The sequence below is a fragment of the Corynebacterium epidermidicanis genome (assembly GCF_001021025.1).
In the GTDB taxonomy this organism is placed as follows: Bacteria; Actinomycetota; Actinomycetes; order Mycobacteriales; family Mycobacteriaceae; genus Corynebacterium; species Corynebacterium epidermidicanis.
Map to the genome: position 1 here is coordinate 28463 of NZ_CP011541.1, position 12839 is coordinate 41301.

Consider the following 12839-nt stretch of genomic DNA (forward strand, 5'->3'; position numbering starts at 1 on the left):
CGTCGCCTTCATGATCGCCAACTTCGGGGTAGCAGCTGCCATCGCGGAGTTTCTCGGTCGGGAGGGCAAATGAATATTGCATTGCTGTTGATTGTGTTGGGATTGCTGGGCTATCTGGTGGTCTCCCTGATTGATCCGGAGCGATTCGCATGACCGGCGGTTTTGTGCCCGGCATTGCACAGGCAGCTGTCCTTGTAGCGATGCTGGCAGCAGCCTATGTACCTTTGGGCAACTGGATGGCAAAGGTATATCAGTCCGAAAAGGACTGGGGAATTGAAAAATTCATCTATGGCGTACTTCGGGTCGATCCGAAACAGGGACAAACGTGGCGCAATTATGCCAAGGCGCTGCTGGGGTTCTCGCTGGCGTCGATAATTGCGCTGTACGCGCTGCAGCGGCTGCAGACGGTGTTGCCGAGCTTCGGAAATCCCCGCGAGGAAGCGGTCGAGCCGTACATGGCGTTTAACACCGCGGCGTCGTTTGTGGCGAATACGAACTGGCAGTCCTACTCCGGTGAGGCGACGCTGACCAATGCGGTGCAAATGCTCGGCCTGACGGTGCAGAATTTCGCATCGGCCGCCGTCGGTATGGCGGTGGCGATCGTGCTGACCCGCGCGCTCGGGCACCTGCCGTTTCGGTCCGGTAGCCAGGCCGAACCTGGCCTCGTGGGCAACTTCTGGGTGGACCTAACCCGTGGCTTGGTGCGCGTGCTGCTTCCGGTGGCGTTCCTCATCGCGGTGGCACTGGTTGCGCTGGGCACAATGCAGTCCTTTGGCTCCAACCTGGTGACGCACTTAGGTGTGGAGATCCCGCGTGCCCCGGTGGCCTCCCAGGAAGCCATCAAACTGTTAGGCACTAACGGTGGCGGTATTTTCGGTGCGAATTCCGCGCACCCTTTTGAAAACCCGAACTCGATCACCAACGTCATTGAGATATTTTCCCTGTTGGTCATCCCGTTTGCTCTGTTCCGCACCTTCGGCGTGATGCTCGGCAATCAACGCCAGGCCTACACTCTGCTTGGTGTCGCCGGCGGGATCTGGGCCGCGATGTTGGTGCTGGTCACGTGGGCGCAGCACACCCTGGTGGGCGCTGCGGCGCAGGCAGCCGGCGCAAACACGGAAGGGCTCGAGGCCCGCTTTGGTGTGAATGCTTCGGCGCTGTTCGCAGTCTCGACCACCGGCACCTCCACCGGCGCGGTGAACTCGATGCACGATTCCTATTCGCCACTCGGTGGCGGACTATTGATCCTGAATATGCTGCTCGGTGAAATTGCCCCGGGTGGTGTGGGAACAGGACTCTATGGTCTGCTGATCGTCTCGATCCTCACCGTGTTCATCGGCGGCCTGCTGGTCGGTCGCAGCCCGGAGTTCCTGGGCAATCGCATCACCAAGCAGGAGATTTCCGCGGTGTGCCTCTATATCTTGACCATGCCGATCCTGGTGCTCGCGGGCGTGGGAGCTTCGCTCGCGCAGCAGAAATTGGTGCAAGATTCGGCTACGAACATGGGCGAGGCAGGCACAGCGCAAAATGCGCACGGCATCTCGGAAGTGCTTTACGCTTACACCTCAGCCTCCAACAACAACGGTTCCGCGTTCGCGGGGCTCACCGTTACTGACCCATGGTGGCAGGTCACCCTGGGTGCCGCGATGCTGCTCGGTCGTTTCCTGCCGATCGTGTTCACCCTCTATCTCGCGGGTTCGCTGGCCAAACAGCGCCCACAGGCCACCACCGCCGGCAGCTTGCCGACGACCGGCTTGACCTTCGCCACCTTGACCATCGGAGTGATCATCCTGGTGGCAGCTCTAACATTCTTCCCAATCCTTAGCTTAGGTCCGCTCTCGGAGGCCCTGGTATGACCACTCAAATGAAGGTGAAGGCTGACGACAATAAGTCGTCGGCAAGCGCTGCGCTTAAGATTCTGCCGCGTAAGATGTTGCCCCAAGCTCAAGCCCGCAACCCGGTGTTGTTCGTGGTGTGGGTGGGGGCGCTGCTCACCACGTTGTTCTCGATCGGGCAACCGAGTGTGTACGCCTGGACGGTCACCGTGTGGCTGTGGGCGACGATCGCGTTCGCCGCGTTCGCCGAGGCATTCGCGGAAGGTCGCGGCGCAGCCCAGGCGGATAGTTTGCGCGCGGTGCGTGACGACGCCATGGCGAATCTCATCACCGCCGATGGCGTGGTGCAGGTGGCGGCCGCCGAACTCAAGCGTGGCTCTGAAGTGCTGGTGAGCGCCGGGGAAACGATCCCGGGCGATGGTGACGTCATCGAGGGTGCCGCCACGGTGGACGAGTCCGCAATCACGGGTGAATCCGCACCCGTGCTGCGTGAGGCCGGTGGCGATCGCTGCGCCGTGACTGGTGGCACGGTGGTCATTTCGGATCAGATCCGGATGCGGATCACGTCAGAGCCGGGCGAGACGTTTGTTGACAAGATGATTGGGCTGGTGGAGGGCGCGCAACGCCGGAAAACCCCCAATGAGATCGCGCTCAGTATCTTGCTGTCCACCCTCACGATCCTGTTCCTCATCGCGGTGGTAGCGCTCGCCCCGTCCGGCCTGTTCGCCGGGGTGCGCCTGGAGCCACTGTCGCTCATTGCCCTGTTGGTGTGCCTGATCCCGACGACTATCGCCGCGCTACTATCCGCAGTGGGCATCGCGGGCATGAACCGTCTGGTGCAGCACAACGTGCTGGCCACCTCTGGGCGTGCGGTGGAAGCCGCGGGCGACGTGGCGACGCTTCTGCTGGATAAAACCGGCACGATCACCTACGGAAATCGGCAGGCCACAGCGCTATTTGTGGCCGAGGGGATTGAGGAAAACTACGCTGCCGCGGCGGCGCGGGTAGCGTCGATCGCGGATGAGACTCCGGAAGGCCGGTCGATCGTCACCTGGCTGACCTTCACCTATGACCTCCCCGCCGAGGCGAGTGCAGCGGAAAAGACCGCAGAGATCATCCCGTTCACCGCTACTACCCGCATGTCGGGTATCGACATTGATGGTCGCATCTTGCGTAAGGGTGCTGGTGACGCGGTGCGGGCGTGGGTCGAGGAAGCCGGTGGAAAGTGGCCCACCACGGTGGAAAATGAGATCGAACGCATCGCCCAGGACGGCGGTACTCCGCTGCCAGTGGCGGAAGAAACCGCAGATGGTGCGCGCCGGGTGTTGGCGGTAGTCCAGCTGACGGACGTCGTAAAGCCTGGTATGGCGGAGCGCTTCGCGGAGATGCGCGCCATGGGCATCAAGACGGTGATGGTCACCGGCGATAACCCGCTGACGGCCGCGGCGATCGCGCGGGAGGCTGGAGTGGATGACTTCATCGCGGAGGCCACTCCAGAGGATAAGCTCGCGCGCATCAAGCAGGAGCAGGCCAGCGGACGCATGGTCGCGATGACCGGCGACGGCACCAATGACGCCCCGGCGCTCGCGCAGGCCGACGTGGGCGTAGCGATGAACACGGGCACCTCCGCAGCCAAGGAAGCCGCGAACATGGTCGACCTTGACTCCGACCCGACGAAGCTTATCGACGTCGTTCGCATCGGCAAACAGTTGCTCATCACCCGCGGCGCGTTGACCACGTTTTCGCTGGCCAACGACCTCGCCAAGTACTTCGCGATCCTTCCCGCACTCTTTGCCAGCCAGCTGCCACAGCTGGGACGGCTCAACATCATGCATCTGCATTCGCCGCAGTCAGCGATTGTGTCCGCGGTGATCTTCAACGCGCTGATTATCGTCGCGTTGATCCCGCTGGCGCTGAAGGGCGTGAGCTACAAACCGGCCTCCGCCGCTAGTTTGCTGCGCCGCAACCTGGGAATTTGGGGGTTGGGTGGCGTGATTACCCCGTTCATTGGCATCTGGTTGATTGACCTGGTCGTCCAGCTACTACCTGGAATGTAAGAAGAGGAGAACAAGGCAATGAAGAGCTATCTGCGCAATATGGTGGCGGGTTTTGTCGCCGTGGTGCTATGCATGGTGGGCCTGGGGCTGGTTTATCCCGCGAGCGTGTGGGCGGTGTCCCGCCTCACCGCGGAGCGCGCCGAGGGGCACGTGGTCTACGACGGCGACTGCGCGGTGGCATCCCGATTGCTGGCCGATGGCAGGGAAGGAGCCGGTTGGTTCGTGGGCCGCGCGCCGGGCATGACCAACTTGGGCCCGGCTGCGCCGGAGTTGACCGAGTCCATCGGGAAGCTGAAGCAGGAGATTGCCCAGCGGGAAGGGGTCGCCGAAGCTGATGTTCCCGCCGATGCCGTCACTGGATCGGGTTCGGGTGTCGATAGTGATATCAGCCCCGAATACGCCCAACTGCAGGTCCCGCGTGTGGCCCGTGAGCGGGGGATGACGCCGGATGAGGTCGCCGAGCTCGTCGCCCAGGCTACGGTGCCGCGTGGTCTCGGTGTGCTGGGTGAGGAAGTGGTCAATGTTTCCCGGTTGAACCTGTCTTTGCCAGGCGGGGAGCGCTGCAACTAGTGGTGGCGCTTTAAGATACGGACATGAGCGAGGAGATGTCGCATAACGGGCGCCCACGCCCCGGCACGTTGAAGATTTACCTGGGCGCGGCCCCCGGCGTGGGTAAGACCTGCGCAATGCTTAACGAGGCGCAAGCCCTGCAGGCTTCCGGCAAGAAGGTCCTGGTAGGCATCGTCGAAGACCACGGTCGCACCTACACTCGGCAGCTCGCGGAGGGGCTGCCCCGCCAGGCGCTGCTGCCCGGGGTGGGGCGCGGTGAGCTCAATGTCGCCGGGGTGTTGGCGGCCGCCCCGCAGGTCGCCGTGGTGGACGAGTTCGCCCACTCCAACCCGACAGGCGCGCGACACGCCAAGCGCTGGGGCGACGTGCAGGAGCTTCTCGACGCCGGCATCGACGTCATCTCCACGATGAACATCCAGCACCTCGAATCCCTCAATGACGTGGTCAGCGAGATCACCGGAATCACGCAGCAGGAAACCGTACCGGATGAAGTGGTGCGCGCCGCCGACACCATCGAGCTGGTGGACATCTCGCCCGAATTCCTACGCACTCGGCTCAGCGACGGCCACGTCTACAGCGCAGAGCGGATCGGGCCCGCACTGAACAACTACTTCCGGCTCGGCAACCTCACCGCGCTACGCGAACTAGCCCTGTTATGGCTCGCCGATCAAGTCGACGACGCGCTGAACAAGTACCGCACCGAACAACACATCACCGACACCTGGGAAACAAAGGAGCGGGTGGTGGTGGCGGTGGAAAACGCCGCGCACGCCGAGCCATTGATTCGCCGCGGGCGTCGGATTGCCACCAAGTCCTCCGCGGAACTGCTGGTGGTCCACGTGATCAGCGGTGATTCCTTTACTACGGGCAACACCGCGACGCTGGCCCGGCTGCAGGAACTCGCCGAGGACGTGGGCGCCAAGTTGCACCAGGTAACTGGCGACACCGTGCCGGAAGCCCTGCTGAATTTCGCGCGGGCCGCGAATGCGACCCAGTTGGTGCTGGGGGCGACGCCGCGGCGTCGATATGCCCGGCTCCTCGGCGAATCAGTGGCGGAGGCGGTGCTGCGTAACTCCGGCAAGATTGACTGCCATATGGTGAACCTGCCACTGAAATCACGGTCGCGGGTGCGGGCCCTTTTTCAGCTGCCAAGCACCGGCTGGTTGGGTATTGCCTGGCGGTGGCTCAGCGCCCTGGTGGCGCCGGCGCTGCTCACGGTGCTGCTGGAATGGTGGGGCGCGCAGGATCTGGGCACGGGCACAATCGCGGCGTTTTATTTTGCGTTGATTCTGGCGATGAGTTTGGTCGCCGGGCTCGGGCCGGCGCTGCTGACCGCTGTGGTGTCGGGGTTGGTCGTGAACTGGTATTTCACCCCGCCGCTGCACACGTTCAACATTTCCGAGCCTGCTAACGCGGTGGTGCTGGTGGTCATGGTGGCTACCGCGTTCGCGGTGGGCATTCTGGTTCAGCGCGCGCAGCAGGAACGCCTGCGGGCAGCTGGTGCTGCCCGAGACGCCGAGCTGCTGACCATCTTTTCCCGGGCGGCGCTAGGGGAAGAACCCGTCGAAAGGCTGCTGGCCAAAGTTGCGGAAGCCTTCGGCTGCTCCAGCGCGGCGGTGCGAGATCCGGCCGGGGTGGAGCTCGCCCGATGGGACTCGATTCACGGCCCGACTGGCGGGGAAGTCACCACGCATGTCGATGCGCACAACGGCCAGGTGCGCCTCACGCTCGTCGGTCCCGCCCCCGCAGCGAAAGACCGAGCATTGGTGCTGGTAGTAGCTGATTACCTGGCCGGGGTGTTCTGGCAGCAGGCACTCGCACGGGAAGCAGCCCGCGCCGACGCGATCGCCGCCGCCGACGACCTCCGCCGCGCGCTCCTGGCCTCCGTGGGACACGACTTGCGCACGCCCCTGGCCACCGCGAAGTTGGCGGTATCCTCGCTGCGCAGCTCAGAGGTCGAATTCAGCGCGCAAGACCGGGAAGACCTACTGGTTGGTGTGGAGGAAAGCATCGATCAGCTCACCGATCTGGTCACCAACCTGCTCGACTCCTCGCGGCTCGCGGCCGGTGCTGTCACGGCGCGCCGGGATGTGGTTAGTATCGCCGAGGTCGTGCACCGCGCCGTCGCATCCTGCTCCTTCGGCGCGTCCGTGGACACCATGCGCCGCGTCGTGGTCGACCCTTCCGTGCGGATCCAGTGCGTGGCCGATGCGGCCCTGCTCGAGCGGGTGGTGGCGAACCTCGTCGATAATGCGCTGCGCTACTCGACGGGCCTGGTGTGGATCAGTGGCCAGCTTATCGACGCCTCCGTGCTGCTCACCGTCTCCGACACCGGACCCGGCGTGACGCCTGACATGCACGAAAAGATGTTCCAGCCTTTCCAACGGCTCGGGGACACGAACAACGATAATGGGGTAGGACTCGGGCTTTCCGTGGTCAAAGGATTTGTAGAAGCGATGAATGGTTCCGTGACAGTGCTCGACGGGCCGGGCGCAGCTTTCGTGGTGCGCCTGCCTGCGGAAACTGCCGCGGCCGAGGAAGGCGGTGCTGGTGGCAAAAATACTCGTAGTTGATGACGACTCCCGGCTGCTCAAAACGCTGGCCATCAACTTCCGAGCGCGTGGCTATGACGTGGTCACCGCAGGGACCGGCACCGACGCCCTGCGGCTGGCAGCCTCGGCCTCGCCCGACGTCATCGTGCTGGACATGGGCCTGCCCGACATCGACGGCGGCACCGTCCTCGAAGGGATCCGTGGCTGGTCCAACGTACCCGTCGTGATCCTCACCGCCCGCGCCGACCCGCTCATCTCCGCAGCCGCCCTGGACCGCGGCGCCGACGACTACGTCACCAAACCCTTCGCCATGGAGGAACTGCTCGCCCGCATCCGCGCTGCCCTACGACATGGGGGCCCGCGCCCGGCCGGCACCACCGCCGTATCGACGCCCGTCATCGAAGTCGACGACCTATATATCGACATCGCCAGCCACGAACTACGCAAAGCCGGCGCATCCATCCACCTCACCCCGACCGAATGGGGAGTCCTCGCGATGCTCATCCGCGCCCAAGGGGCCCTGGTGCGCAAAGAAGAAATCCTGGCGGAAGTCTGGGGCGAAAGCTACCGCGACCAAGGCCACTACCTGCGAATTTACACATCCCAGCTGCGACGCAAGATCGAAGACGACCCCTCCCAACCACGACACCTCCTGACAGAGCCAGGGTTGGGGTATCGGTTTGTGGTTGGGTGATTGGTTGGTTTTGGTTGGTTTTTGGGGTTAGGCCTCGGGGGCGCGGTGTTGCGGGTTGGCCGGGCCCCGTGGGTGGTGGTGTTGCGGGTTGGTTGGGCCCCAGGGGTGGTGGTGTTGCGGGTTGGTTGGGCCCCGGGGGTGGTGGTGTTGCGGGTTGGCTGGGCCTCGGGGGCGCGGTGTTGCGGGTTGGCCGGGCCCCAGGGGTGGTGGTGTTGCGGGTTGGCCGGGCCCCGTGGGTGGTGGTGTTGCGGGTTGGCCGGGCCGGGTGAGGCCTAAGTTATTTGTGGTACAAAAAGCTACCAATTTGTGATCTGCTACATCTTGCGCAAACTAGTTTTGCGGCTAAAATAGAACACGTAAGCGAATCTCGAATATTCACCGAGGGGGTGGCCATGACTCACATTAGGGCAGCGCAGCTAGCAATTAAACACGCGCTTTTGGAGCGTTGCGACGCCTCGATGGTCGCTGATCTTGTCGCCCTCAAAGAAGATATTGCCAGGTTGGAAACGAAAATTGCAGCGCAATCGGACGTCGGAACGCTCTGTAAAGAAGGTATGACGCGACGGGCTGCGAGGAGGGCTGTTCGGCGGGCGGATAACCCGTGGTTTGAGCAGGTAGGTGTCGAACACCAAGACGAAATTCTCGGTGGATTGGAACAACTTTCGGATCGATCTGATCAACGAGAGGCAATTTATCGTGCTGCAGCCGAGGCAGCCCCGCATAGTTCGCTGCATCAGATTAGAAACTTCACCAACAAACTGGTTCGTGAGGAAAACTCCCGGCTATCCCACAATCCTGACATCGCATTTAGCCTGCGGAAATTCTGAAGCGTCCTGGGTTTTGTTCCTACTCACTTTTGAGAGGATTGGAACATGGCCAAGAGGTATTCACAGGAGTTCAAGGATCGCGCGGTGCGGATGCTGATCGATCGTTTAGCCGATGATGGCTCGTGTTCTCAGTGGCAGGCGGTCAATGAGATCGCACCGAAGCTAGGGATCGCGAATGAATCGCTGCGCCGCTGGTACGAGCAGCATTTAGTGAACGCGGGTGAACGGCAGGGGCTTACGCGTGAAGAGCATGAGGAGATTAAACGGCTCAAACGCGAGGTTGCGGAGTTGCGGCGGGCGAATGAGATTTTGAAGACTGCTTCGGCTTTTTTCGCAGCGGAGCTCGACCGTCCGGCCCGATAATGATTGCTTATATTGATGAGTATAGGGATCGTTTCGGGGTCGAGCCGATTTGCCGGGTATTGGGCGTGAGTCTGGAGGGAGGGTTTATCACCTCTCGTGGCTACCGGCTGGCGAAGAGCAGGCCAGCGAGCGCCAGAAGCATACGAGACAGGATCCTGATCGATGAGCTCAAGAAGATCCACACCAAGAATTACAGCGTCTACGGGGTGCGGAAGATGTGGCATGCAGTGCGGCGTGCTGGTTGGGATGTTGGCCGTGACCAGGTGGCTCGGCTCATGAGAATCGGTGGAATTGAGGGTGTTCGCCGGGGACGCGCCCCAATCACAACCCGGCCCGTTCAGGAAGTAGATTCTCGTCCGGATCTGGTCAATCGGCAGTTCAAGGCCAGTAGGCCCAACCAGCTGTGGGTTGCTGATATCACGTATGTACGAACCCTATCCGGCTTCGTGTATACAGCGTTCGTTACTGATGTGTATAGCCGCAAGATTGTGGGTTGGGCGACGCGTTCTTCGATGAAAACCGAGGCGCTACCACTAGAGGCACTCGAGCAGGCCATTCAGGGAGCGAAAGATACTCTGGTGGATCTGACGCATCATTCCGATCATGGCTCGCAATACACGAGTGTTGCCTACAACGAGAAACTCGCTGACTACGGGATCAAGCCCTCCACCGGGAGCGTGGGTGATTCCTACGATAACGCGCTAGCCGAGGCTGTCAACGGCCTGTACAAAGCCGAGCTGATCTATTCCCAGCCCTGGTTCTCACTGACCGAGGTCGAGTTTGCGACGTTGAACTGGGTCCACTGGTGGAACCACGAGCGCCTCCACGAAGCCCTCGGATATAAGAGCCCTGCAGAGATCATCGATATGTATAATCACACCCGGGTCAGCGAGCTGACCCCCGTATAAGAAGCGGAACAAAACCCAGGACGCTTCAATTCCGCATGCAACGACAAGATGAACATGGTGGCTGCCGTTTTCACGGCTACCTTCCCGCCCGCGACGCAGCTTTACTACAAGCACTAATTGATCAAGCTTTCAAGACCGTCGCCGATGAGGAAGGAAAACTTACCGTCGACCAGCGAAATGCCGAGGCGTTTGGTGAAGTCATCCGTATGGCCAGCAGCCATCGCGTAGTCAATACAGGGCACGCTGCCCTCGTTGTCTCGGTGCTCGACACCGATGAATTCGATGTCCACGCGAAGTTCGGCACCAACACCGGCGTCGACCTCAGCCTGTTCGATATCGCGCACCTGGCCGGAGATCGAATCAGTGACTACATCGCCGTGCACACCCACAGCGGAGCAGTGAAAAGCCTGATCACCGCACGTCGATCTGCGAACTTCTTCCTGCGCATCGCCCTGCTCGCCGAACAATTCGTCTGCCAATACCCAGGCTGTGATGAACACGCCGGACGATGCGACGCCCACCACATCACCCCCTGGGCACGCGGAGGCCCGACCGGCCTAGAAAACCTCGGCCTACTTTGCCGAAAACACCATAGACAAAACGACGACAGCCACCGAAGATCCCACCTGCGAAAACACGATGGTCAATGCACGTGGCACGACAGAGGAACAGCCACCCCCAACAACTCCCCAGCCGCCAACCGGGCAGCGGGGCGCCGAATCAACGATCAACACCCGCGCCCACCAGGGCCAAAAGACTAACGCCACCCCATGGTCATCAGCAGACCCAAAATGAACAAACCAAAGCCGATGCCATAGTTCCACGGACCCAGCTCACGCATCACCGAAATATCAGTGCCCGCCAAATAATTAACCACGAGCCACAACAAACCAGCCAGCATCAGGCCAAACATAATGACCTTGTACCAAATCGGCGTGCCCGAAGAACTAATCTTCACCGGAGTACGATTATCCGCATTAGAACTAATCGGAACGGCGTTCTGTGAAACCTTTGCCTTAGGCATACTGCACCTTAACTAACGTTGAGTATTAATACTATTCCGTAGACTCTAGCCAACCTACGGCGATGGCAGCAACTGGAACTCCAACACATTCACCGCCACCAAGCCATCCTTACGCAAATTCTCCCCAGCCGCCGGCGACTGGCCCTTGATCTTGCCCTGATCCACCAACGCCTGCGTCGGAATGCGCTTGACCTGCAGAGACGTATCCGGCGCCGTCCAACCCGCCGAACGCAACGCAGCCAAAGCCTGCGGCACCGTCATGCCATCCAAGCTCGGGGCAGCCACCATCGCACCATTGGAAACAGTTACATTCACCGTCGAACCCTTGGCCAACTTCTGGCCCGACTCCGCCACCGAAATCACCGTACCTTCCGGCTCCGTCGAATCAACCACCCGCACCGTCGGCACGAAGCCCAGCGAGGTCACATTGCTCTCCGCCACCGACCACTTCATACCATCGATCACCGGCACCCGAACCAGCTGCTCACCCTTGGAAACAGTAATCGTCACCTTCGAACCCTTAGACACCTGCGCGCCCGCCGCCGGCGACTGCTCCAGCACCTGACCAGCAGGAACATCCGCGGAGAAATCCTCCTTCACCACAGACTCCAACTGTAAGCCCACATCGCCCAACGCCTTCGACACCTGCTCCGTGGTCAAACCAGCAAGCGACGGCACCTCCACAATCTCCTTGCCGGAAGACACCGTCAGCGTCACCGCCGCCCCCGGCCGAACCTGCGAACCCGCGGTCGGGTTCGTATCAATCACAAAACCCTTCGGCACCGTCGGGCTCGGCGCCTCTCGACGCTCCAACTGCAACCCCAACTTAGTCAGCTGCGCCGTCGCCTCCTCCTCGGACTTCCCCTTCACCGAAGGGATCGCCACGTTCGCAGACTCCTGCCGCTGGCTACCCAACCCGTCGCCCAGCTGCGTCCAGGCAACATACGCCCCACCGGCCAACAAACCTAACACCAGCACACTGGCGACAACACGCCCCCACGGCTTTGAGCTCTGGCGACGCTCGGCTTCTCGACGCTCCGCGCGCGTCATCCCCGTCACCATCGTCGGCGCGGCAGCGGGAGCAGCGGCAACCGGCGCAGCGGCCACCGGTGCAGCGGGAGCAGCGGCCACATGGTTGCGGGCCGCCAACGCCACCGAATTGCGCTGCAAGCGCCGCAAATCCTCCGCAAACTCTGTAGCGGTCTGGTAGCGATCCTCCGGGTGCTTCGCCATGGCTGTCAACACCACGGCATCGATATTCACCCCGGTCGTCGGCGACAAGGACCCAATCAACGCAGATGGCGGCTCCGGGTCAGCCTCGACGTGCTGATACGCAATAGCTAGTGGCGAATCCCCACTAAAAGCGGGCTTGCCAGTCAAAAGCTCATATAGGACACAGCCCGTGGCGTAGATATCCGAGCGCGCATCTGCCGTCCGCCCTCGCGCCTGCTCGGGGGAGAGATACTGCGCAGTACCTACAACTGCCGCGGTGGCGGTGATGGTCGAGGTGGCGTCGCCAAGCGCGCGGGCAATGCCAAAATCCATCACCTTGATCGCCCCGGTCGGGGTGACCATGATGTTGGCTGGCTTGATGTCGCGGTGGATGATCCCGGCGTCGTGGCTGACCTGCAGCGCTTCGCACACCGGGATCAGCAGCTTCGCGGCGTCGGCGGGCGGCAAGGGAGCGTCGGTCCGGATGATTTCGCGAAGTGTTTTCCCCTCGACCAACTCCATCACGATGTACGGCACGGTGATGCCATGATCTTCGGTATCGCCGGTGTCATACACCGCGACGATCGCGGGGTGGTTCAGCGAGCCGCCGTTTTGCGCCTCCTTGCGGAAACGTTCGCGGAAACCCGTGTCGCGAGCAAGGTCAGCCCGCATGATCTTCACGGCGACATCACGGCCAAGAAGCGTGTCCTTGGCACGGTAAACGTCCGACATACCGCCGGTACCGATGAGTTCGCCAAGCTCGTAGCGCTGGCCGAGTGAATGCAGTGGCATCGTGA

Annotated in this window: 11 protein-coding genes and 1 pseudogene; 9 read left to right on the forward strand and 3 right to left on the reverse strand. The window is 61.8% G+C overall.

The genetic code is table 11. The features are described from left to right. The first annotated feature begins 69 nt into the window (after window positions 1–69). The 9 genes and pseudogenes from kdpF to CEPID_RS13700 all read left to right on the forward strand — a co-directional run. Window positions 70–153, forward strand: a complete 84-nt coding sequence (gene kdpF, locus CEPID_RS13015) for a K(+)-transporting ATPase subunit F (protein ID WP_047239251.1) — start codon at window positions 70–72, stop codon at window positions 151–153. Next, complete coding sequence (gene kdpA / locus CEPID_RS00140) at window positions 150–1856, forward strand: potassium-transporting ATPase subunit KdpA (protein WP_047239252.1); 1707 nt, start codon at window positions 150–152, stop codon at window positions 1854–1856. The genes kdpF and kdpA overlap by 4 nt, the downstream gene beginning before the upstream one ends. Before the next feature lie 8 nt (window positions 1857–1864). After that, complete coding sequence (kdpB, locus tag CEPID_RS00145; protein WP_047241213.1) at window positions 1865–3892, forward strand: potassium-transporting ATPase subunit KdpB; 2028 nt, start codon at window positions 1865–1867, stop codon at window positions 3890–3892. 18 nt (window positions 3893–3910) lie between these two features. Beyond that, a complete protein-coding gene (locus CEPID_RS00150) occupies window positions 3911–4462 on the forward strand; it encodes a potassium-transporting ATPase subunit C (RefSeq protein ID WP_047239253.1) in 552 nt (183 codons plus the stop codon). Window positions 4463–4485: 23 nt separating this feature from the next. Continuing rightward, the gene (locus tag CEPID_RS00155) at window positions 4486–7035 is read left to right on the forward strand and encodes an ATP-binding protein (RefSeq protein ID WP_236684255.1); all 2550 of its coding nucleotides are present in this window, start codon (window positions 4486–4488) and stop codon (window positions 7033–7035) included. Continuing rightward, entirely contained in the window at window positions 7013–7708 is a 696-nt protein-coding gene (locus CEPID_RS00160; protein ID WP_047241215.1) for a response regulator, read from the forward strand. Before CEPID_RS00155 ends, CEPID_RS00160 begins: the two co-directional genes overlap by 23 nt. A gap of 392 nt (window positions 7709–8100) precedes the next feature. Further along, on the forward strand, window positions 8101–8535 hold the full coding sequence (locus CEPID_RS00170) for a hypothetical protein (RefSeq protein WP_047239255.1): 435 nt from the start codon (window positions 8101–8103) through the stop codon (window positions 8533–8535). Between the two features lie 45 nt (window positions 8536–8580). Next, window positions 8581–9806, forward strand: a protein-coding gene (locus CEPID_RS00180; protein WP_144413386.1) for an IS3 family transposase whose coding sequence is annotated in 2 segments (ribosomal slippage) — window positions 8581–8860 and window positions 8860–9806 — 1227 coding nt in all. Because the reading frame shifts where the segments join, the coding sequence is not laid out codon by codon here. Window positions 9807–9841: 35 nt separating this feature from the next. After that, window positions 9842–10348 (forward strand): annotated as a pseudogene (locus CEPID_RS13700) (DUF222 domain-containing protein); the annotation flags it as partial. Window positions 10349–10378: 30 nt separating this feature from the next. On the opposite strand, the gene CEPID_RS13405 reads toward CEPID_RS13700, so the two are convergent. Genes CEPID_RS13405 through pknB form a run of 3 tightly spaced genes read right to left on the reverse strand, consistent with a single transcriptional unit; the run spans window position 10379 to window position 12834 of the window. Then, entirely contained in the window at window positions 10379–10573 is a 195-nt protein-coding gene (locus tag CEPID_RS13405) for a hypothetical protein (protein WP_162488677.1), read from the reverse strand. Then, window positions 10564–10830 carry a cell division protein CrgA gene (gene crgA / locus CEPID_RS00190; protein WP_047239259.1) on the reverse strand — a complete coding sequence of 89 codons (267 nt, stop codon included), beginning with the start codon at window positions 10828–10830 and terminating at the stop codon, window positions 10564–10566. Before crgA ends, CEPID_RS13405 begins: the two co-directional genes overlap by 10 nt. 54 nt (window positions 10831–10884) lie before the next feature. Beyond that, window positions 10885–12834 (reverse strand): Stk1 family PASTA domain-containing Ser/Thr kinase, encoded by a 1950-nt coding sequence (pknB, locus tag CEPID_RS00195; protein ID WP_047239260.1) that lies wholly within the window; start codon window positions 12832–12834, stop codon window positions 10885–10887. Window positions 12835–12839: the final 5 nt, after the last annotated feature.